This is a genomic window from Alteribacter populi, assembly GCF_002352765.1.
GTDB lineage: Bacteria > Bacillota > Bacilli > Bacillales > Salisediminibacteriaceae > Alteribacter > Alteribacter populi.
Map to the genome: position 1 here is coordinate 393,021 of NZ_KZ293963.1, position 22,898 is coordinate 415,918.

Annotated in this window: 22 protein-coding genes; all 22 read left to right on the forward strand. The window is 40.3% G+C overall.

What is annotated here, in order from left to right; genetic code table 11:
• The first annotated feature begins 2 nt into the window (after positions 1 to 2).
• The 22 genes from CDZ94_RS02020 (at position 3) to qcrB (ending at position 22,898) form a co-directional block, all read left to right on the forward strand.
• Positions 3 to 857, forward strand: coding sequence for a menaquinone biosynthesis protein (locus tag CDZ94_RS02020; protein WP_096434867.1), 855 nt, complete (start codon positions 3 to 5; stop codon positions 855 to 857).
• Between the two features lie 20 nt (positions 858 to 877).
• On the forward strand, positions 878 to 1,849 hold the full coding sequence (gene hepT / locus CDZ94_RS02025) for a heptaprenyl diphosphate synthase component II (protein WP_096434868.1): 972 nt from the start codon (positions 878 to 880) through the stop codon (positions 1,847 to 1,849).
• 203 nt (positions 1,850 to 2,052) lie between these two features.
• Positions 2,053 to 2,496, forward strand: coding sequence for a nucleoside-diphosphate kinase (ndk, locus tag CDZ94_RS02030; RefSeq protein ID WP_096434869.1), 444 nt, complete (start codon positions 2,053 to 2,055; stop codon positions 2,494 to 2,496).
• A 284-nt stretch (positions 2,497 to 2,780) separates the two neighbouring features.
• Positions 2,781 to 3,560 carry a CheR family methyltransferase gene (locus tag CDZ94_RS02035; protein ID WP_096434870.1) on the forward strand — a complete coding sequence of 260 codons (780 nt, stop codon included), beginning with the start codon at positions 2,781 to 2,783 and terminating at the stop codon, positions 3,558 to 3,560.
• A gap of 181 nt (positions 3,561 to 3,741) precedes the next feature.
• Positions 3,742 to 4,917, forward strand: a complete 1,176-nt coding sequence (gene aroC / locus CDZ94_RS02040; protein WP_096434871.1) for a chorismate synthase — start codon at positions 3,742 to 3,744, stop codon at positions 4,915 to 4,917.
• Positions 4,917 to 6,020 (forward strand): 3-dehydroquinate synthase, encoded by a 1,104-nt coding sequence (aroB, locus tag CDZ94_RS02045; RefSeq protein WP_096434872.1) that lies wholly within the window; start codon positions 4,917 to 4,919, stop codon positions 6,018 to 6,020. Before aroC ends, aroB begins: the two co-directional genes overlap by 1 nt.
• The gene (gene aroH, locus CDZ94_RS02050; protein WP_096434873.1) at positions 6,004 to 6,375 is read left to right on the forward strand and encodes a chorismate mutase; all 372 of its coding nucleotides are present in this window, start codon (positions 6,004 to 6,006) and stop codon (positions 6,373 to 6,375) included. The genes aroB and aroH overlap by 17 nt, the downstream gene beginning before the upstream one ends.
• Before the next feature lie 389 nt (positions 6,376 to 6,764).
• Positions 6,765 to 8,270 (forward strand): anthranilate synthase component I family protein, encoded by a 1,506-nt coding sequence (locus CDZ94_RS02055; protein ID WP_096434874.1) that lies wholly within the window; start codon positions 6,765 to 6,767, stop codon positions 8,268 to 8,270.
• Positions 8,264 to 9,289 carry an anthranilate phosphoribosyltransferase gene (gene trpD, locus CDZ94_RS02060; RefSeq protein WP_425352554.1) on the forward strand — a complete coding sequence of 342 codons (1,026 nt, stop codon included), beginning with the start codon at positions 8,264 to 8,266 and terminating at the stop codon, positions 9,287 to 9,289. Before CDZ94_RS02055 ends, trpD begins: the two co-directional genes overlap by 7 nt.
• Positions 9,289 to 10,044, forward strand: coding sequence for an indole-3-glycerol phosphate synthase TrpC (gene trpC, locus CDZ94_RS02065; RefSeq protein WP_096440529.1), 756 nt, complete (start codon positions 9,289 to 9,291; stop codon positions 10,042 to 10,044). The genes trpD and trpC overlap by 1 nt, the downstream gene beginning before the upstream one ends.
• A gap of 19 nt (positions 10,045 to 10,063) precedes the next feature.
• Entirely contained in the window at positions 10,064 to 11,902 is a 1,839-nt protein-coding gene (trpB, locus tag CDZ94_RS02070) for a tryptophan synthase subunit beta (RefSeq protein ID WP_096434876.1), read from the forward strand.
• A complete protein-coding gene (gene trpA / locus CDZ94_RS02075; protein ID WP_096434877.1) occupies positions 11,902 to 12,696 on the forward strand; it encodes a tryptophan synthase subunit alpha in 795 nt (264 codons plus the stop codon). The genes trpB and trpA overlap by 1 nt, the downstream gene beginning before the upstream one ends.
• Before the next feature lie 198 nt (positions 12,697 to 12,894).
• Positions 12,895 to 13,980, forward strand: coding sequence for a histidinol-phosphate transaminase (gene hisC, locus CDZ94_RS02080; RefSeq protein WP_096434878.1), 1,086 nt, complete (start codon positions 12,895 to 12,897; stop codon positions 13,978 to 13,980).
• A gap of 18 nt (positions 13,981 to 13,998) precedes the next feature.
• The gene (locus CDZ94_RS02085) at positions 13,999 to 15,102 is read left to right on the forward strand and encodes a prephenate dehydrogenase (protein WP_096434879.1); all 1,104 of its coding nucleotides are present in this window, start codon (positions 13,999 to 14,001) and stop codon (positions 15,100 to 15,102) included.
• 15 nt (positions 15,103 to 15,117) lie between these two features.
• Positions 15,118 to 16,413, forward strand: a complete 1,296-nt coding sequence (aroA, locus tag CDZ94_RS02090; protein ID WP_096434880.1) for a 3-phosphoshikimate 1-carboxyvinyltransferase — start codon at positions 15,118 to 15,120, stop codon at positions 16,411 to 16,413.
• Positions 16,414 to 16,647: 234 nt separating this feature from the next.
• On the forward strand, positions 16,648 to 17,529 hold the full coding sequence (locus CDZ94_RS02095; protein WP_096434881.1) for a hypothetical protein: 882 nt from the start codon (positions 16,648 to 16,650) through the stop codon (positions 17,527 to 17,529).
• A 143-nt stretch (positions 17,530 to 17,672) separates the two neighbouring features.
• Positions 17,673 to 18,944 (forward strand): tetratricopeptide repeat protein, encoded by a 1,272-nt coding sequence (locus CDZ94_RS02100; protein ID WP_096434882.1) that lies wholly within the window; start codon positions 17,673 to 17,675, stop codon positions 18,942 to 18,944.
• A 74-nt stretch (positions 18,945 to 19,018) separates the two neighbouring features.
• Positions 19,019 to 20,074, forward strand: coding sequence for a hypothetical protein (locus tag CDZ94_RS02105; RefSeq protein WP_096434883.1), 1,056 nt, complete (start codon positions 19,019 to 19,021; stop codon positions 20,072 to 20,074).
• 135 nt (positions 20,075 to 20,209) lie between these two features.
• Positions 20,210 to 20,761 (forward strand): ReoY family proteolytic degradation factor, encoded by a 552-nt coding sequence (locus tag CDZ94_RS02110; RefSeq protein WP_096434884.1) that lies wholly within the window; start codon positions 20,210 to 20,212, stop codon positions 20,759 to 20,761.
• Positions 20,762 to 20,925: 164 nt separating this feature from the next.
• On the forward strand, positions 20,926 to 21,402 hold the full coding sequence (locus tag CDZ94_RS02115) for a YpiF family protein (protein WP_096434885.1): 477 nt from the start codon (positions 20,926 to 20,928) through the stop codon (positions 21,400 to 21,402).
• 307 nt (positions 21,403 to 21,709) lie between these two features.
• Entirely contained in the window at positions 21,710 to 22,207 is a 498-nt protein-coding gene (locus CDZ94_RS02120) for a Rieske (2Fe-2S) protein (protein WP_096434886.1), read from the forward strand.
• Positions 22,208 to 22,226: 19 nt separating this feature from the next.
• The gene (gene qcrB / locus CDZ94_RS02125; protein ID WP_096434887.1) at positions 22,227 to 22,898 is read left to right on the forward strand and encodes a menaquinol-cytochrome c reductase cytochrome b subunit; all 672 of its coding nucleotides are present in this window, start codon (positions 22,227 to 22,229) and stop codon (positions 22,896 to 22,898) included.

Sequence of the window (22,898 nt, forward strand, 5' to 3'; positions counted from 1 at the left end):
TTATGTCACTTGTGATAGGTGAAATCTCATATACAAACATTCTACCTATATTTTATTATCTAAATCGACCACACCTCCTTAAGAGGGGATGTTCTTTTGTTCCCCAAGTACCATCTGAGCTAAACCGTTCTATGAGTGAAGGTTCAGTTGATATTGGCGGAATTTCATCCTTTGCTTATGCAGAAAACCAAGAGACTTTTCAGTTATTGCCGCAATTATCGGTCTCCTCAGCTCGGAATGTGGGCTCTATCTTTTTGTTTTCGAAGGTGCCGCTTTCTCAGCTTGAAGGAAAAACGGTCGCTTTGACGTCAAGTTCAGCAACGTCTGTTCATTTATTAAAAATTATTTTAGGTAAGTTTTGCGAATTAGGTGTTGACTATGTGACGATGGAGCCGGATTTTGAACGGATGATGGAATATGACGCGTGCCTGTTGATTGGTGACGATGCGATCCAAACTTATTGGTCTAATCCTGAAGGAATCTATCGGTATGACTTAGGGGAATTATGGAACGAGAGAACGGGTTACCCGATGACTTACGCTGTAGTTGCAGCAAGAACGGGTGCGATTCAAAGACATTCATGGCTAATGAAGGACCTCTATGATGAAATGATTTCGAGTAAAAAAAGAGCGCAGAGAAATCATTTTCGTGATATGATAACCTCTATTCAGTATGAAATGGGTGGCGACCGGCATTTTTGGGAACATTATTTTGCAGGTTTAAATCATGATTTTACAGAGAAGCAACGAGAAGGCCTACTTTATTATTATCAATTGGCTTATGATATGGGGTTCATTGTACATCCTGTTCGTCAATTATCATTGTGGCAAGAAGCAGAAAATTGGCAATCTGTTTAGGATAAGGTGGAAGTTATCTTATGAAACTTATGGAAATCTATTGGTTTTTACGAAAAGATATTGCGACAATTGAGAAAGAACTAGAGCAAAACATCGGTGCTCATCATCCTGTTTTAAAAGAAGCTTCCTCCCATCTGTTAAAAGCAGGAGGAAAGCGGATTCGACCTGCTTTCGTTCTTCTTTCAGGACAGTTTGGCACCTATGACGTCAATGAAATTAAAAATGTGGCTGTTCCTTTAGAGCTTATTCATATGGCGTCTCTCGTTCATGATGATGTGATTGATGATGCTGAATTAAGGCGTGGGAAAAAGACGATTAAGGCTAAATGGGATAACCGTGTAGCAATGTATACTGGCGACTTCATGTTTGCACGCGCAGTAGAAATGGCAACATATTGTAAGCAGCAAAAAGTTCATGAAATTATTTCAAATGCTATGGTTGAAATGTGCGTCGGAGAAGTGGAACAAATTTCAGATCAGTACAATTGGAATCAGCACCTGAAAGATTACTTAAGACGGATCAAAAGAAAAACAGCACTTCTCATCGCTGTAAGTTGTCAGCTTGGCGCTGTTGCTAGCGGGACAGATTATGTTACAAGAAGGCAATTAACACTTTTCGGATATAATGTGGGCATGGCATTTCAAATTACCGATGATATTTTAGATTTTGTTGGAACGGAAAAAGAGCTAGGTAAACCTGCTGGCAGTGATTTGAAGCAAGGAAATGTAACATTACCAGCCCTTTATGCTATGGATAAAAATCCAGAATTAAAAGAAAAAATTGTCGCTTGTGTAAAAGAGGGTGACCTTGGTGAATCAGAGATAAAAAATGTCATTACTATGATCAAAGAAACAGGCGCAGTGATTTTTTCGAAACAAATCGCTGACCGGTATCTGCTTAAAGCAAAAGAGGCACTGCACCCGCTGCCGGATATACAGGCTAAAAAAGCCCTTTATGAAATTGCTGAATATATCGGAAAAAGAAAGTTTTAACGACGAAACTGTAATGGTTTCGTCGTTTTTAAGTTTGGAATATGGTTAAATAACTATATTTAGCCGTAAAATTAGAATAAAGCGGTAAAACTTTATTTATCTTTTGGAAGCGATTACAGAATTTTATTGAGATTCGTACGAAAATTTGCTATACTCAAAAAGGTTTATAATATAAATATATACATAACGGTGGAGGTATGAACATGGAACGCACTTTTTTAATGGTAAAGCCAGATGGAGTACAACGGAATTTAATCGGTGAAATTGTCTCCCGCTTTGAAAAGAAAGGATTTACTTTAGCTGGAGCAAAAATGTTAGCGATTTCAAAAAACCTAGCTGAAACTCATTATGGTGAACATAAAGAACGTCCATTTTTTGGGGAATTAGTAGACTTTATCACCTCTGGACCTGTATTCGCAATGGTCTGGGAAGGTGACAATGTGATAGATGAAGCCCGAAAAATGATGGGGAAAACAAATCCTCAGGAAGCATTACCAGGAACGCTTCGTGGTGATTATGGTGTTCAAGTATCTATGAATGTCATCCACGGGTCTGACTCTGAAGAAAGTGCGAAGCGAGAAATTGAACTGTTCTTCCAAAAGGATGAACTTGTTAGTTACGAAAAAACGATTAACAAATGGGTTTAACTAGAAGAAGGCAGAGCATTTCTCTCTAGCGAATAGAAAACTTGGCTTCGTTTAATAACGGCTGATGAACGCCATTTCGCAGACGTTTGAGCTTGTATCCATTGAAATGAAAGGCGGGGAAACCTGCCTTTTTTGTGTTTAAAAAGGATGTTCATGAAAATAACACTCTTCCTTCATAGCTACTTTCAACAGAAATGATATAGGAGGACAATTAGGTAGGTAATGTTTTATAATGAATAAAAATACTGTAGTTATTATCTATAAATAGTAGGGGAAGTGCAGCAATGAACGTAGATTATCTTGATTTCAAAAAGCAGATTAAGCAAAAAGCCGGTATTGATCTAAGTCTTTACAAAGAAGCACAGATGAAACGACGATTGACTTCATTACGGGAAAAGCGCGGATATGACACTTTTTCAGATTACGGGATGGCGATGAATAAAGAACCGGACCTATTTGAAGAGTTTTTAGATCGGATGACGATCAATGTATCGGAATTTTATAGAAATCCCGAACGGTGGAACATCTTAAAATCAAAAATTCTCCCGCGCCTCCTGACGTCTCGTCGTTCCTTGAAAATATGGAGTGCGGCTTGTTCAACAGGAGAAGAGCCATACACCTTGGCGATGTTATTAAACGAAATCAAGTCGGACGAAAGGGTTAAAATAGAAGCTACAGATTTAGATGAAACGATTTTAAAGCGTGCTAGAGCAGGGTTCTATCCTGAACGATCACTAAAAGATATGCCTCGGGAATGGAAATCCCAATACTTTAGTCGCGAAATTCTTGGCTATCGGATTGATGATACAATAAAGAGAACGGTCAGCTTTCGTAAACATGATTTACTTAATGAACCTTTCAATTCAGGATACGATTTGATTATGTGTCGTAATGTGTTAATTTATTTTACAGAAGAAGCAAAACGAAACTTGTATACTAAATTTGCTAACGCTCTTAATCCTGGAGGCGTTTTATTTGTAGGAAGTACAGAACAAATTTTTAACCCAAAAGCGCACGGCTTTGAAACGGAAGATACCTTTTTCTACCGAAAAATTAAATCGTGATATTGAACTCGCTTCCTAATAGTTAGCATGAGAGAAATCTAAAAATAGAAAACCAACTATTTTCTCACAAGAAAGTTTTTTTAATTCTTGAAATTTTGAAGTGAATCAGCCACAATGGAGTATAAGAAAAAAGCAGTTTAATACATAAAAGCATTAAAGAAAACTGAAGGAGTGACACAGTATGAGGTTTTTAACAGCAGGGGAATCTCATGGCCCCCAATTGACTGCCATTATAGAAGGCGTGCCTAGTCAACTTTCACTAACAGAGGAAGATATTAATTACCACCTTCAAAGACGTCAAAAAGGCCATGGGCGTGGACGAAGAATGCAAATTGAAAAAGACCATGTACAGATTAAAAGCGGGGTAAGACATGGGAAAACAACTGGGGCACCGATTACCCTCGTCGTTGAGAACAATGACTGGAAACATTGGAATAAAATTATGGGTGCTGAGCCGATCTCAAGTGAAGAAGAAAAAGAGATGAAGCGAACAATTTCCCGGCCTCGACCAGGACATGCAGATTTAAATGGTGCAATAAAGTATGAACACCGCGATATGAGAAATGTTTTGGAACGTTCTTCAGCAAGAGAGACAACGGTTCGTGTTGCTGTTGGTGCCGTAGCTCAAAAGCTATTAAAAGAATTTGGTATTGAAATTGCTGGTCACGTGTTAGAAATCGGTGGAATCGTAAGTGAGATAGCCCCCGAAGTGAGTAGCGTTGCTGAGATTCTTGAAAGAACAGAGGGCTCTCCAGTTCGGTGTCTTGATGAGTCGGCTGAAAAGCAAATGATGGCAGCGATTGATGATGCTAAGAATAATGGCGATTCAATCGGCGGGGTTGTTGAAGTTGTAGCGACGGGTCTTCCAGTAGGCTTAGGAAGTCATGTTCATTATGATAAAAAGCTTGATGCAAAAGTTGCACAAAGTGTAATGAGTATTAATGCTTTTAAAGGTGTTGAGTTTGGAATTGGGTTTGAAGCTGCCAGGAAACAAGGAAGCCAGGTTCATGATGAAATTCTTTACGATGAAACGAGAGGGTATTACCGGAAAACGAACCGTTTAGGTGGTTTTGAGGGAGGAATGACAACGGGGATGCCAGTTGTAGTAAAAGGCGTTATGAAACCAATTCCGACACTTTATAAGCCACTAAAGAGTGTCGATATCGAAACAAAGGAAGCCTTTGAAGCGAGTATCGAACGCTCCGATAGTTGTGCGGTTCCAGCAGCGGCGATTGTGTGTGAACATGCAGTAAGCTGGGAATTAGCAAATGGCTTTTTGGAAAAATTCGGCTCAGATTCACTGGAGGACGTAAAGCGTGCATATCATGAATATTGCGAACGAGCGAGGGCTTTTTAATGGAGAGCCCCATTTTAGTACAATCGTCCAGTCATTCGTATCCGGTTTACATTGAAGCTGGATTAAGGCACAGTTTGTATGACCTGCTATGCCGGAGGGCATCTAACCTTCATTCGCAATATTTGGTGATCACAGATGGTCGCGTCAAGGAGTATTACCTTGAAGATATTTTGGCATCCTTTCCAGAAGAATGTCCTGTTCATACGTATGCGGTTCCTTCAGGTGAATCATCAAAAAGTTTATCTCAATATGAAGACCTATTAACGTATGCTCTTGAAAAGGAGCTTGATCGCGATTCTTTGATCATTGCATTGGGTGGTGGAGTGGTCGGTGATTTAGCTGGCTTTTTGGCTGCTACATACATGCGTGGAATTGATTTTGTACAAGTGCCGACGACGCTTTTAGCTCATGACAGTAGTGTTGGTGGGAAAGTAGGGATTAACCATGCACTTGGTAAAAATATGATTGGAGCGTTCCATGCACCACGAGGAGTGTACTTTGACCCGGAAGTATTTACGACTTTACCGATCAAAGAGTGGCGGTCTGGGTTAGCTGAAGTGATCAAACATGGACTAATAAATGACTATTCTTTCTATGAATGGACGATAAACAATATCGTCCCTGAATCGATTCCTGATGTGGAAACGATCGTAACTTTGCTCAAACATTCAATTAATATAAAAAAAACAATTGTCGAGAACGATGAAAAAGAACGAGGTATACGCGCCTTTTTAAATTTTGGTCATACATTAGGTCATGCAATTGAAGCAGAAGCAGGTTATGGAAAGTGGACTCACGGAGAAGCTGTTGTGATTGGGATGGTTTTTGCATTGAAATTGAGTGAACAGCATTTTCAAACTGATCTGAAGAGTGAGGCTGTGAAAAAAAAGCTCGAAAAATTTGGGTATCAAACACATATTCCCGGAAACTTATCACTCAATTCTTTAATTAATCGAATGAAATCAGATAAAAAAGGAAAATCAGGTCAAATACGATTTGTGTTATTAACGTCATTCGGATCCCCGGCTTTAGTTTCGGTAAGTGTGGAACAGTTGTGTAAGCAGTTTGCAATGGAGGTAGATGCGGATGATTCGAGGAATTAGAGGCGCAACAACGGTGACTGAAAATGAGGGAAAAGAAATGTTGAAGGCAACAAAGGTGTTAGTAGAGACGATCGTTAAAAATAATCACGTTTCGCCTGAACAAATCAGTTACATTTGGATGACAGCAAGCCCTGACTTGGATGCGACCTTTCCAGCAGGAGCCCTTAGAATGATCGATGGATTTAATCGCGTACCGGTAATGTGCGCGCAAGAGATTCCTGTAGACGGATCTCTTAATAAATGTATTCGTGTTATGGTAATAGTGGAAACTGAGCGTTCACAAAAAGAAATAACGCACGTATATTTAAACGAAGCGAGAATACTGCGCCCTGATTTGGTTGAAGAAAGATTTTGATTGACATTAGGATCACACCCGGTTAGGATTGTGTATAAGTTAGAAGTTACAGTAGCAATCAACAGTTTAGTTTAGTTAAAAGCGTTACAGAGACGAGAGTAGTATAGTAGAGAAGAGTTGGAGCAGAGGATAGCAAGAATAGGGTAGCGTACTGTCTTATATTGACAGGTTTATTTATCATACTATTAAAACCTATGACCCTAAACACCTGCTCAAGATTTTTTGACAGGTGTTTTTTTAGTACTATCAGATCGTATTTAAAAAGTGAGATGAAAAGATCGATAGTCCAAGTTTAACCAGGGCTTAGTAGTTAGCCAGGTTTATGACAACCCACTCTATCCCCCTTTGCTTCAGTCATTTCTTCCACCAACAAAATCGAGGTGTAGACAATGATTGAAACGAGCAAATCTTCATTTTTACAGCAAGCAAACACGTATGGAACAGTTCCTATTTCCGCACGTGTAGTAGCTGACACATTAACTCCAATACAATTATTCGAAACTTTTAATGAACGAGCGGCCTTTCTGCTAGAAAGTCGTGACCCGCTATCTTTATGGTCCAAATATTCTTTTATCGGGCTTGATCCTTTCTTATATTTGGAAGAAAGTGACGGAAGCTTTTTAATAAAAAATCATGAAGGCGATACGCAACATTCCTATCAAACCTTTATTGAAGCGTGGAATACGACTCTTGCTCGGCTAAATGTGTCTCCTCATTTACCTGACATCCCGTTTCCAGGAGGAGCGGTCGGTTCATTTTCATTTGAAGCGATGTGTCTTCAGGAAGAGAAAATCCAACGGGGAGATCAGCCTGCTGCTTCGTTTGTATTTTGTCAAACGATCATGGCTTTCCACCATGAACGAGAAGAACTGCAAATCATCCACTTTAAACCGTTGAAGGAAGGCAAGACGCGTTTGCAATCGTATAAAGAAAGTATTGCTGATGTCAAATCTATGATAGGTCAACTCTCAAAAGGAGATACGCCAATCAGCAGGCGGTTGTTTAAAACTGAAAAAATAAATGAAGAACGTATATTAGGTCAGGTAAAAAGTAATGTAGCAAAAGCTGACTTTATGCGCAGTGTAGATAAGGTCAAAAATTATATAGAAGCAGGAGATGTTTTTCAAGTAGTCCTTTCACAAAGGTTCGAAATGGAAACAACAATAGAGGGATTAGAGTTATATCGAGTATTGCGTAAACTGAATCCTTCTCCGTACATGTTTTATATTCGTACGCTTCGTGAAGAGTTAGTTGGTAGTTCTCCTGAAAGACTCGTGAAAGTAGAGAAGGATAGAACGATTGATATCCATCCGATTGCAGGTACCCGCAAACGGGGGGGGAATGAGGCTGAAGACGAACACCTTGCTAAAGATTTGTTGGCGGATGAAAAAGAAAGAGCAGAACATTTTATGCTCGTCGACTTAGCGCGCAATGATCTCGGAAAGGTTTGCAAATACGGCACAGTTGACACCTTTGAAATGTTAACTGTAACAAAGTTTTCTCATGTGATGCATTTAATTTCAAAGGTAAAAGGAGAACTAAAGGAAAGTACTCACCCAATCGACGCACTACTAAGTGCGCATCCAGCAGGAACTGTATCTGGAGCCCCTAAAATTAGAGCTGCTGAGATCATTCAAGAATTAGAGGTCGACTCTCGAGGAACGTACGCAGGAACAGTTGCTTACTGCAGCTTTAATGACACGATTGATTCCTGCATTGCGATTCGTACGATTCGTCTAAAAGAAAAGAAGGCATATATTCAGGCGGGTGCTGGTGTTGTTTACGATTCTGTCCCAGAGCTGGAATGGGAAGAAACAAGAAATAAAGCACTTGCTTTAATTAATGCGGTTCATCAAGCAAAAGAAAACTTTACACGAGAGGGGATTGAATTATGAATCACTTCATCGAACGGATTTTTGAACCTGAATCATTGACAGAGGAAGAAGCGAAAAGAACAATGCACCAGATGATGAGCGGAGCAATGACAGATGAACAAGTTTCTGCCTTATTATCCGTGCTACGTTACCGTGGAGAAACGGTGGCTGAAATGACCGGATTTGCGAAAGCGATGAGGGAAAAAAGCGTTCAAATCAACCATGACAAAGAGAATCTCATTGATACGTGCGGTACAGGAGGGGATGGTACAAACACGTTTAATATTTCCACAGCTGTTGCGATCTTACTAAGCGGAAGCGGTGTACCTGTAGCTAAACACGGAAATCGAAGTGTGTCATCGAAAACGGGCAGCGCCGATGTATTAGAGGAATTAGGCATTCCTATTCAAGCGACGAAAGAAGAAGCTGAAAGGATGATTGTAAAACATAATCTCTGTTTTATGTTTGCACCGGTGTATCACTCTTCAATGAAGCATGTAGCAAAAGCTAGAAAAGGACTCGGGGTAAAAACGATTTTTAATCTCCTCGGTCCCTTAACCAATCCTGCTCGGACAAAACATCAGCTCATTGGCGTTTACGATCAAACAGTAGCTCAAAAGATGGCAGAAACAGCGAGAAACTTAGGGGTGGATCGAGCTCTTTTCGCAACAGGGTCTGATGGACTTGATGAATTGACGATTACGGGTGCAAGCTCACTAACCGAATTACAGGGAAATAAAATATCTACCTATACTATCAAACCGGAAGAAGCCGGTCTTCAAAGGGGAACGCTAACAGATATCCAAGTCAGGAATAAGGAGGAAAGTGCTAACCTTATCCATGGCACTTTAGAAGGAAAAGGGAACTTAAGTGCAAGAAATGTCATTTTATTGAACGCAGGTGCTGCTCTTTATGTGTGTGGGGCAGCTAATACAATCGAAGAAGGGGTTACCGAAGCGAGGGTGGCATTAGAGAATCGAGCTGGTTACGAACAGCTTCAACGGCTGCAGACAACAAAAGAGAGGGGAGTTCTTGTATGATTTTGGATCATATCGTCGAGCAAAAACGGAAAGAAGTGAACAGGATCGTTCCTGAAAATCCAAGGCCCAAACGAAAGCGTTCATTTTTACAAGCACTAAAAAGACCCAATCGTCAAGGAGCTGTCATTGCAGAAATAAAAAAAGCAAGCCCTTCAAAAGGGACGTTTATCGAGCATTTTGATCCAGTAGCGATTGCTAGAGCATATGAACAGGCTGGTGCTGATGCACTATCTGTTCTTACCGATCAACAATTTTTTCAAGGAGACGCTTCTTATATAAAAAAAGTGAAATCTCATGTATCATTACCTGTTTTACGGAAGGACTTTATTATTGACCAAAGTCAGATCGATGAATCAGCTAACATTGGCGCTGATGCGATTTTATTAATTGCTGCGATTCTAAGTCCGCGTAAACTAATAGAGTTTCATGATTATGCGAGGTCGTTAGGGCTGGATGTGTTAGTAGAAGTTCATAGCAAAGAAGAACTTCACCGTATTCTTCAGGAAGGAACACCTGAGTTAATAGGAGTAAACAATCGAGATCTACAGACGTTTAAAACAAACCTTAACCATACGAAAGAGGTAGCCAAGCTGATCCCTCCGCAGGCCATTGCGATAAGCGAAAGTGGGATTCACAGTTGTCACGATGTTGAGCGTGTACTTTCATACGGAGCGAAAGGGATGTTGATTGGGGAATCTCTTATGCTTGCAGCGGATAAAATAAGCAAGTTGGAGGATTTGTTTAAAGTCAGGTAGCTTCGGGAGGAGAGATTTTGTGAAACAAGTAAAACTAAAATTCTGTGGTATTACAAATGAGGAGGATTTTGAAAAAGCTTCCAAATCACGAGCTGACTATTTGGGTGTTGTGTTTGCAAAGAGTAAGCGTAAGGTCACGGCAGATCAAGTAGCGGAATGGAGAAGAAAACACCCATTGCAAAGAAGCCAAAAGCTGATTGGTGTGTTTGTTAATGCAGATGAAGAAGAGATTGCCGCCATTGTAGACCAAGTGCCATTGAACGGTGTTCAATGCCATGGAAGAGAGTCAGCGGCAATGCTATCACGATTAAGGAAGCTCACTTCAGCGTTTGTCTTAAAAACGATTCACCACGAAAAGAATGGTCCAGAACTAATGGAAGAGTACCATCCTTTAGTAGATGGTTTTGTCGTTGATACAAAGGCGGAGCACGCATGGGGGGGAACAGGTCATTCCTTTGACTGGAATGCCGTTCCTTCTTATACAACAACTGCAACTAAGTTTCAAAAAGAATGTTTGATTGCCGGCGGGATTTCACCAGATAATATAGAGGAACTTTTAACCTACAACCCTATTGGGATTGACCTATCCTCAGGTATTGAAACAAACAGAAAAAAAGATGGAAGGAAGATGGCTCAGATGCAATCACATGTCAAGGCTAAATCCAGATATACTTTTCCGGATTCCCTCGGCCGGTTTGGCGATTTTGGAGGGAAGTATGTACCAGAGACGCTAATGCACGCCCTAACAGAATTAGAAGAGGCATATAAAACGATTAAAGAAGATGACACATTTTTTTCGGAACTTCATCATGAATGGGAGACGTATACGGGCCGTCCGACACCACTTACTTTTGCAGACAACCTTACGAATAAAATCGGTGGAGCAAAAATCTATCTTAAACGAGAAGACCTGAACCATACAGGTGCCCATAAAATAAACAATGCAATTGCCCAAGCTATTCTTGCCAAAAGAATGGGGAAAACAAAAATTATTGCAGAAACTGGTGCAGGCCAACACGGTGTAGCAACGGCAACAGCTGCAGCGCGCTATGGATTATCATGTAAAGTATTTATGGGAAAAGAAGACATGAAACGGCAACAATTAAACGTATTTCGAATGGAGCTGTTAGGGGCAGAAGTTATTGAAGTGACTAGTGGGAGTCAAACATTGAAGGATGCAACGAATGAAGCGATTCGCCACTGGGTGACCCATGTAGAAGATACGTATTATTTGATCGGATCTGCTGTAGGTCCTCACCCTTATCCGATGATGGTTCGAGATTTCCAAAGTGTCATTGGTAAAGAGAGTAAGAAGCAGATGCGAGAGAAAAACGGTACTATGCCAGATGAAATTGTCGCTTGTGTAGGAGGGGGAAGTAACGCTATTGGCATGTTTCATCCCTTTATTGAAGATGAAACAACGTTAGTCGGTGTCGAAGCCGCAGGGAAAGGTACAAAAACAAGCCAGCATGCTGCTACGTTAACTAAAGGAACGAGAGGTGTTCTTCACGGATCACTTTCTTATCTTTTACAAGATGAAGGAGGGAATATTACAGAACCTTATTCGATTTCAGCTGGGCTCGATTATCCAGGAATCGGTCCTGAACACGCCCACTTACGAGATATCGGCAGAGTAATATACGAAGCGGTAACAGATGAAGAAGCGATGACTGCATTGAAGATGTTAAGTGAAACAGAAGGTATTTTACCAGCCATTGAGTCTGCTCATGCATTGGCAGCTGCACTTAACAGGGCCAAGCAATTATCTACAGATCAGAAAGTACTTATTTGTTTATCAGGACGTGGAGATAAAGATGTACACACGATTAAATCATATGAAGAAGGAGGGAATAACTAATGGGCTATCTAGTGACTGAAGACTTTAAACAAAAACAGAATCTGTTTATTCCTTATCTAATGGCAGGAGACCCGGATCCTGAGGTTACAATTCAAGCAGCACTTACTCTTCAGCAAGCAGGAGCTGATGTGATAGAGTGGGGAGTTCCTTACAGCGACCCTCTTGCCGATGGCCCTGTTATTGAAAACGCGGCTAACAGAGCGCTTGCTAAAGGGATGAATATTGAAAAGGCAATTAACCTAGCAAAAAAAGCTCGCAATAGAGGACTTACTGTTCCGTTAGTATTATTTACCTATGTAAACCCTGTAATAGCCGTTGGTGAAGAAAAACTAGTTAAAAAGTTAAAGGAAGCTGAAATTGACGGGTTACTCATTCCGGATCTTCCATTAGAAGAAAGCAGAAGTCTTCGCGAACTCACGAAAAAGGAAGAAATTGCGCTGATTTCTTTAGTAGCTCCTACATCACATAAAAGGATAAAACAAATTGCAGAACAAAGTGAAGGCTTTCTCTACCTCGTCTCATCTCTTGGGGTGACAGGAACAAGAGATTCTTTTCAGAAAGGTATTACGGACATGGTTCACGAAATAAAAAAAATTTCTCAAATCCCGGTGGCAGTCGGCTTTGGAATCTCAAAAAAAGAGCATGTGAAAAAGTTTCATCAACTAGCCGATGGTGCTGTTATAGGAAGTACAATTGTGAATTTTCTACACGAGCGCAGGGGGATGTTAACGGGAAAAGAACAAGAAAAAGCTTTAAATGAGTTAAAAGGGTTTGTAGAAGAGTTGATTTCGTAATAACATAGAGAGATAGACTATATAGGATGTTCAAAAGTACGCAATCATAGTCACGAATATCTTCATTGTACACAGGTTGTGAAGACCTTAATCTCCCTTCTTAGAGTCAATGTTTTGATCTTCTTGACTCTGATTGTCCCCTTTTGAACTTCTTATTGAGTGAATTTTTAAACAACTAATTGACGAGGGTGATTGAGAGTGAAAGTAAAAGATACTTTACAAGGATTAACACCTTACCAACCAGGAAAACCAGTTGAGGAAGTAAAAAGAGAATTAGGGTTAGAAAAAGTTGTGAAACTAGCTTCAAATGAAAACCCATATGGTTGCTCATCTAATGTGAAAGACGCCATTCAACAAGCATTTTCTGAAGTGGCTGTTTACCCCGATGGGTATGCTCAAAGACTCCGTACAAAAGTAGCCGATCATGTAGGTGTAAATGAAAAACAATTAATGTTTGGAAACGGTTCAGATGAAGTTATTCTTATGCTATGCCGTGCCGTTTTGTCCAAGGGAGATAACATTGTTACGGCTGCACCGACTTTTCCGCAATACCGCCACAATGCTGTCATTGAAGGTGCTGAAGTTAAAGAAGTACCACTAGTGAATGGGGAACATGACCTAGATGAAATGGAGAAGGCAATCGACGCGAATACAAAAATCGTTTTCGTATGTAATCCAAACAACCCAACAGGAAACTATCTAGGAAGTGAGTCGTTTTATAACTTCCTAAAACGTGTACCCAAGGATGTCATTGTCGTAAGTGATGAAGCGTACAAAGAGTATGTTATTGCAGAAGATTATCCTGATACCATTCCTTTAATTGCCGACCACCCGAACCTTATTGTGTTACGGACTTTTTCAAAAGCTTACGGCTTGGCTTCACTTCGAGTTGGTTATGGTGTCGGTGAGGAAGGGCTTATGCAATCACTAGACCCGGCGAGAGAACCGTTTAATACGTCATCTATTGGTCAGCTGGCTGCTTACAATGCTCTTGATGACCAAGACTTTATTGAAGAGTGTAAAACCAAAAACCGTAACGGTATTGAAGCATTTGAAGCTTTCTGTGAAAAACATAACCTGCACTATTATCCAAGCCAAGGAAACTTTATATTAATGGATCTTCAAATCCCAGGGTCTGAAATTTTCGATGCCCTTTTAAAGAAAGGCTATATTGTAAGAAACGGAGAAGCTCTCGGTTTCCCGACTTCTGTTCGGATAACCGTCGGATCTGAACAACAAAATAAAGAAATGATCGAGGAATTAACAACACTTATATCAAGATAGATCGGAGGGAATGACCGTATGAGGAAAGAAGTGTTTGTGGTCGGGCTTGGCTTGATCGGTGGATCCCTCGCGTTAGCACTAAGAAAAGAGCACCCTGATGCTCATCTCATTGGTTATGACATCCATGACAATGTAGTAAAAGCGGCTCGTGCTTTAGGTGTAATTAGTGAAGCAGCAGCTACCGTAAAAGAAGGGGCGGAAAAAGCCGACCTCATTATAATCGCTGCTCCCGTAAAACAAACGATCCAGCTTATCCACGAGATTGCTTCCTATTCTTTAAAAAGGGAAGCGATCATAACGGATGTTGGGAGTACGAAACAAACGGTCGTAAAAGCAGCTGAAGTGTTTACAACTCAATCTGTTCATTTTGTCGGTGGCCACCCAATGGCTGGCTCTCATAAGACGGGAGTTGAGGCTGCGAAAGCGCACTTATTTGAAAATGCATATTATATTTTAACGCCTTCTTCTCAAAGTGATCAGCGTGCTGTCATTCAATTGCAAAATTGGCTGAAAGGAACGAAGGCACAATTTGTTCACTTGTCAGCAAAAGAGCATGACTTTTTCACCGGAACGATCAGCCACTTCCCTCATATTGTCTCAGCAGGACTTGTACACCAACTGAAAAAGGAAGGAAAGAATGAACCGATTCTCAATGAGCTCGCAGCGGGCGGGTTTAGAGATATTACAAGGATCGCCTCTTCATCTCCAATTATGTGGCGAGATATTCTGCTTTCTAACCGAGAAGTATTGATCACTTTAATTGACCGTTGGGAAGAGGAAATGAAAAAAATAAAAACGTTCATTAAAGAAGAGCGTTCAGATGATATTTTTCAATTTTTTTCTGATGCTAAAGAAACGCGAGATGCTTTACCAGTCCGAAAAAAAGGAGCGATTCCTTCCTTCTACGACTTGTTTGTAGATGTACCTGATCATCCTGGAGTGATTTCAGATGTTACGGGATTATTGGCAAAGGAAAAAATTAGTATAACGAATATTCGCATTTTGGAAACGAGAGAGGACATTATGGGTGTACTTAGAGTGAGTTTTCGTTCAGAGGAGGACTTGCTCTTAGCAAAAAATCTCCTCACAAAGCATTTGTACGACGCATATGAATCACCTTAGACAGGGAGTGATCAAATGGCAAGTGAAAAAGTGAACTTAGCAAAAACCGGCTTAAAAGGAGCTGTACGAATGCCGGGTGATAAATCTATCTCTCATCGTTCTGTCCTTTTTGCAGCTATTGCAGAAGGGAATACAACGATTCAAGGCTTTTTAAAAGGGGCAGACTGTCTGAGTACCATTTCCTGCATGAGGCAGATGGGGGTTGAGATTGAAGAGAAGGATGAGGTCATCACTGTTCACGGTCGTGGACTGGATGGTCTAAAGGAACCACTAGAAGTGTTGGATGTTGGGAATTCAGGTACGACGATTCGACTTCTAAGTGGGGTTCTTTCTGGTACTTCGCTATATTCTGTTGTGACTGGTGACGAATCAATTGCTAGAAGACCGATGTCTCGTATTACATATCCATTAAAGATGATGGGGGCAGCGATTGACGGAAGAGACGATGGGAACTTGACACCACTTGCTATTCGTGGTCGTTCATTAAAAGGAATCGACTACATCTCGCCGGTTGCCAGTGCCCAAGTAAAATCTGCAATTTTATTAGCAGGTCTCAATGCGAAAGGAAAGACATCTGTAACAGAACCAGCCGTTTCACGGGATCATACTGAACGGATGCTTACTGCTTTTGGTGTTGAAGTTAACCGGGATGAGGATGGTAGAAGGGTAGAAATTTACGGTGGTGCAAAGCTGACCGGAACGGATGTGTATGTTCCGGGTGACATTTCCTCTGCAGCCTTCTTTCTGGCGGCAGCATTAATTACACCGGATAGTCACCTTACCCTAGAAAACGTCGGGATGAATCCAACTCGTACTGGCATCCTCGATGTCCTTGAACAAATGGGAGCTCATATTCAGGTAAAGCGTGAACGAATGCAAAATGGTGAACCAGTGGCTGATCTGGAAGTAACATATGGCACATTAAAGGGAATCCAGATCGGAGGAGATCTCATTCCTCGGTTAATCGATGAAATTCCAGCTATAGCAGTTCTTGCGACGCAAGCTAGTGGTACGACTGTGATCAAAAACGCTGGAGAATTGAAGGTGAAAGAAACCAATCGAATTGATACAATGGTTTCACAGCTCCAGCAGCTAGGAGCAAAGGTAAAAGCGACAAACGACGGTATGATCATTGAGGGGAAAACTGATTTAGTGGGCGGAACAGTTTCAAGCTTCGGTGACCACCGTGTAGGGATGAGTCTAGCTTTATGCGGGCTTATTGCAAAAAATCCGGTCACAATAAAAGAAGCAGAAGCTGTCGATGTATCTTTTCCTGGATTTTTCAATGTTCTTAATGGATGCAAAAATTAGTCTTTTCAATAAGTTTTGTTACTTTTGGTGACACTTTTCAAGATAAGCTGACGTAGTGGGGGTATTAACATACCTTCCACACGTCAGTTTTTCGATTCTAGGGTGTTCAAAAAGTACCGGAAAAATAGTTGGATCGTGGGTGGATGATCATTGAATAAACAACCTCCGTAACATATCTCTTTACTACTTCACATAGCTTGTCAATAAGTAGATTTTTGTGGAGGGGGTTAAGAAATGGGATATGTGATTGACGGGTTTACAAGAATGAGCCAAGAGCGATCTCTTTATATCGAAAAAGGAAAAATTCGCTACACAGGTAGTCATTTAGACCGGTTATCAAAGGTTAGATTAAACTACAGCGGCTTTACAATCGCAGAGGGGAAGGTCACGTTATGCGATTCCTCCCATTTTAAAAGTTCACAAGCGATGAGTGAAATTCAGATTAAAGAATACCTTAAAAAAGGGTGCACAACGCTCATTGTCCCTGTCCCAGTTTTCTATGAACGCCAAGTAGATGACAGACTAACCCAACAACGAAAACGATTAGCACAAACTCCACTTGACTATCTCATCGCAGTTCGAATGCCCTTAAAAAAAATTACGGAAAGATTGATCAGAAGGTTAAAAAAAGAAGGGATTACCCTCCTTTGTTTACGAGCGAAAAGTGTTCAGGAAATGCAAGAAATCCCCTGGCAGCGTATCGCTGAGGCGATGTTTCCAAAGCGGATGATGATCGTCATTGAACCAACTGTGTCCTACAATGATAAAAAAGCCCGAAAGGATATTTATCAAGCTTGGGATCACGTAGCTAAAGTATATCGCCTCAACACATTTTTTCCCTTACCGAATGTACTCTCTCCGTTACCAGGGATTTTGTTGAAGAGATTAGGACTGTATCCGCAAAAAGGAAGACTACAAATTGGGAGTGATGCGGACTACCTTATGTTTCATGATAGCGAAAAAACGAGGTTAACCCCTGACGTGATTGTATGTTCAGGTAAGATAATCAAAGCAGGGAACAAGTGGCATTTATATAGTAGGAAAGGCAAGGAGCTTTCAAATTTGATTCCTGAAAAGTTTTTGTCTATACGAGATGTGTATACTTATTCTGATTGAACTCCCGCTTGTCGTTCCTCTAAATTAAGATAATAGCTGGGAATAGATGTTTGACACCTCCTTTTCATAGGCTAAAATGGTATGATAGGATATTCAAAATTGAATACGTAATTGAAAGTGACGATTGAAAAGAGAGGGATATTATGAATGAAACCTTAGAGGAGGCAGTCCAGTTAATTGAAAAAGGACGCCATGAAGAAGGGTTAAAGCAAGTTGAAAAAGCCTATGAAAGCTCAGATGATGAGACAAAACGAACCATAGCTGAACTTTATTTTGAGTTAGGTCTCATCGACAGGGCAGTTGATATCGCTGAAGATCTTTTGTATCGTTACCCTGACCATGGAGAACTTTTCTCCTTTGCTGCAGAATGCTATATGGATATGGGGCGGGAAGACGAAGCGATGGAAATGCTTATTGAAGTCAAAGAAGATGATCCGGTATTTGTTCAGGCGCAGCTCTTACTTGCCGATTTGTACCAAAATCAAGGCCTGGATGAAGTAGCTGAACAAAAGCTTTTACAAGCTCTTGATAAAGCCAGGGACGAACCAGTTCTGCAGTACGGTCTCGGAGAATTTTATTTGAACCGCGGTGATTACAATCAAAGCATCCCTTATTATAAAAAAGCCATGCATGATGAAAAACTCCCAGACGATGAAACAGTAAACCCTTCTTTACGACTAGCAGAGGCATTTAGTGCTACAGGTCAATTTGAAGAAGCACTGGCAGCTTACGAGGCAGGCTTAGCAAAAAAAGAAGATACAAATGGCCTCTTTGGTTATGCGTACACAGCTTTACAACTTCACGATTACGAATTAGCGGTGGAACAATTCGAACGACTAAAAGAATTAGATCCATCTTATACAACGTTGTACCCTTATATGTCACAGGCGTTACGTTATTTATCACAAACAGACAAAGCTGCGGAGATAATTAATGAGGGTCTTTCTAAAGATGAGTTTAACGAAGCGCTCTATTTAGAAGCAGCGAGAATTCAATTTACTAAAGGAAATGCCAATGAAGGCCGTACTTTTTTGCAAAAAGTCATTGCGATTAACCCTTCAAATATTGAAGCTGTAAAAGATCTGTTGAATTATTATGAAGATCGTGATGATTATGACGAAATACTTGAATTGATTAGTTTTTTAGAAGACTATCAAGAGACAGATCCTTTGTATGATCGTTACAAGGCAAAAGCTCTGTATGAAAATGATGAAGTCAATGAAGCGGCAGAGGCCTATGAAAAAGCAATTCCTGCTTTTGAAAATGAGCTTTCTGTATTGGAGGAAGCTGCCTTTATTATGCTGGAAGCAGGAAGGAAAGAAAAAGCGGTCGTACTCCTCGAAAAAATAATAAAAGAACAGCCTGAACGCGAAGATCTAAAAGGAAGGCTGTTGGATTTAAATACAGGTTTATAAAGCTGTCTTGCTTATAGTCTTAACCCCTTTTTCACATACTAGCAATAAATGATGCTGTGAAAAGGGGTTTTATTATGAATGTGATGGAAGTATTACTTTCCCTACCGCAAAAAGACTTACAAAATTTATTGGAAACAATGAAAGTAGATTCGAACGTTCGTTCGAGGCAACATTGCATTGAGCTCATTATTCGTTCGCTTTCAAATCATGAAGAACGTTATAATAGGTATAGAAGGTTTTCAAAAGGGGAGCAGCAGCTCGTCACTCAAATGAGCTTCGACCTACGTGATTGTGTAAATCGATATGAGCTTCAAGGCTTTCTAACCCCCGGAGAAAGAGCCGGTTTTTCTAATACTTTAAGAGCTCTGGAGAATGGAGGATGGTTCTTTAAGATCGGGAGAGATACTTGGACGATGCCAGAGGAGTTAAAACAACGAGTCCGCAAATGGCTATTAGCCATCATTGAGGAAGAAAGGGTTATCATCCCGGGAGACCAAGATGCTTCTTTATCGATTATAGATGATTTATACACGTTTATGGATTGTGTGGAAGAAAAGGGCTTTATCTTGACCAAGCAAAAAACACTAAGAAAAAACGATCTTGCCAAACTTCAACAATCGTTTACAGTAAGAGAATCCTTACCGGAAGAGCAATGGCGTTTTGGATACGGAAGGCATTTTTATCATTACCCAAATCGCTTCTCTCTCCTTTATGACGTATGCTTTGATGAAGGCTGGATAAGGGAATCAAATTCATTGGAAGTAGATTCACCTCGCTGGATTGAAGCACAAAAGCTAAGTGTGACCTCGGTGCTGACGCGGGTTTTGCAGACGTACTTAAATCAATACCGAAGAGCGATCCCAAAGCTTCCGTTTATTTTCAAATTACTCTATCATTTACTTAAAACGAGCAATACCGCTGTCTCAGAAGAGGGAATTATAAAAACGGTATCTCCGTTTATTGAGCCGTATTATTATGATGATGTAGAAGCAATTATCCGGGAAAGAATTCTCACAATGCTAAGAGATATGCACGTTTTTCATATCGTACAAATTGGGAATGAACAATTTTATTGTTTATCTGCGCTTCAAAGGAAATCGACGCCATTTTCAATAAAAAACTTTTCTTAAATTTAAAATCTAAAAGGATTTTTTTAAAACATAAAGAATATAAACATATATAAAGGAATTGTTAATTGTTCTAAAATGTCTTGCAATGATCTCGAGGACGTATGGATTCTATTTCATGATTGAGGAGGGGTGGAAATGAATAATACTGTTCCAGTCATGGAGAAACGAGACTTTTTAAAGTGGTTTCTCGATCAATATCAGTTAAAGCGGCGTGAGTGTGCATGGTTGTTGAATTTTTTGATGAGTGATGACATTTTAATGGAACGGGTACATTTTGTTGAACAAGCCGATTATTGTCCAAAGGCACTTATGATTTCAACAAACGATGTAGATTGTGTCCCATTTGCTTTCCACAAAAATCAACATGTAACAATGGATGCAGAGAAATCATTTCACGATATTCGTTTAAATCGCAGCGAAGACATTTTTATTCAGTTGAATTTCAAAGACAAGCAAATGACCCCTCAGTATGTAGCTGTCCTAGAAGAAAATCCGTATTTGCCTGTTAATGAAGAAGAAACGAATGTACAACAACTGATGGCTGAACTGGTGCTAGAGAAGTCAATTCGTAATGAACGGATTAAGTCAATGGAACGTGAGATTGATAACGCATTGCAAAGTGGAAATGAAAATCTTTTTCACGAGCTGGCAAAAGAATATAAAGCTCTTAAAGCCCTTGATGTATAAGGGCTTTTCTTTTATGATTAATATGCTAGTTATTGAACATATAAGGGATGTTTGAAATAGCTTATGTCTATGTTAATGACCTCAATAAACTAGATAAATTTTAAACATTGACCGAATAATATGGAAAGAAAAAACAAAAGATGTGAGTATAGGAGAGGTTGCTTGTGAAATGGATCACCAATGATGTGGACATGTATTTAAAATCAAGAGAGTACGTTGATACGGCAGTAATACCCCTTATCCCGATAGATTGGGACAAAGATCCTAAAGGCGCGGTATCAAAAGGGGAATTTATCGGAATTCTAATTGAAGAAATTGAAAAGCAATTTAAAGGTCGCTTATTCCAGATTCCTCCCTTTACATATTTGATGAATCAACCGGTGGAAGAAAGAATGAAAAGAATTAAAGAATGGGATCGACATTTCTATGAAAACGGCTTCAAACATATTGTTTATTTGACATCCGATGCAGAGTGGAAGCAAGCAGAGAGTGAGTTTCCGGATCTTTTGCTTTGGATTCCCTCCCTTCCATTAGAGAATGTAGAACCTGCCTATGTAAAACAGATGATGGAACAGCAGATCAAACAAATTTTGCCGATTATATCTGATAAATGGCAGTCAGAGCCAAGGGATAGGGAGTAAATCGAACTTTGGCATAATGAGCTTTAACCATCATTCTTGATGTCATTTGAGGTGAAAAACGCTCAAAAAGCAACAAACTTTACGATGACAGTTTATTTTAATTCCGTTATGCACGTATCTAAGGCAAATAGCAACATACCTAACGCTATACAACAATGAGGGAGACTACTTTGAAATTAAATTCAAAAGTCCTTGTCTGATTCTGTTGACATTTAAAGAAATTTTAGGCTATCATGAGTATGTCTTAGTATGAAATTTGTGTGTTATTATGGCAGCTTTAGAGATCATCGAAGGAGGAGGGAAAGTTGTGAGCGAAAAAGAACACAAAGTGTCAAGGCGTCAATTTCTAACGTATACATTAACTGGTGTAGGCGGTTTCATGGCAGCAGGAATGCTCATGCCAATGGCTCGCTTTGCTCTTGATCCGGCATTACAAGCGGGGGGAGAAAGTGATTTTATCAATGTAATGCCAGTCGATGAAATAACAGAAGAACCTGTACGTAAGGACTTTCAGTTTGAGCAAGAGGATGCTTGGTATACTTCTGAGGTAACTCGAGTTGCCTGGATATACAGAGAAGGCGATGAAATTGTCGCTCTTTCGCCTGTATGCACTCACTTAGGCTGTACAGTGAACTGGGAAGGGAATGACGATTACCCTGAACAATTTTTCTGTCCATGTCACGGCGGACGTTTTGAAAAAGACGGACAGAATGTTCAAGGAACGCCACCGACGCGACCATTGGATGTTTATGAAATGGAAGTTCGGGATGGCGATCTTTATCTAGGTAGACCAGTGCAACGGTAGTAAGAAAGGGGCATAGTAAATGTTACAAAAAATATATGATTGGGTGGACGAGCGGCTCGATATCACGCCTATGTGGCGCGACATTGCCGACCATGAAGTACCTGAGCACGTGAACCCTGCCCATCATTTCTCGGCATTTGTTTATTGTTTCGGAGGCTTAACGTTCTTCGTTACGGTGATTCAAATACTTTCTGGTATGTTTTTAACGATGTATTATGTACCAGATATTATTCATGCTTATGAATCGGTCTATTATTTACAAAATGAAGTAACATTTGGTGTCATTGTCCGCGGCATGCACCACTGGGGAGCAAGTTTAGTTATCGTAATGATGTTCTTACATACGTTGCGCGTATTTTTTACCGGCTCCTATAAAAAACCGCGTGAATTAAACTGGGTTGTCGGAGTGCTAATCTTCTTCGTCATGCTTGGTCTAGGTTTTACTGGTTATTTATTACCTTGGGATATGAAAGCGTACTTTGCTACAGTGGTAGGACTTGAAATTGCCGAAGCCGTACCAGTGGTGGGTGGATTTGCCAAAGCCTTGCTCGCTGGTGGGGAAATCATTGGTGCACAGACGCTGACAAGATTCTTTGCGATTCACGTATTCTTCTTACCAGGGGCTCTTCTTGGCCTATTAGGAGCTCACTTCTACATGATTCGTAAACAAGGAATTTCCGGTCCATTGTAG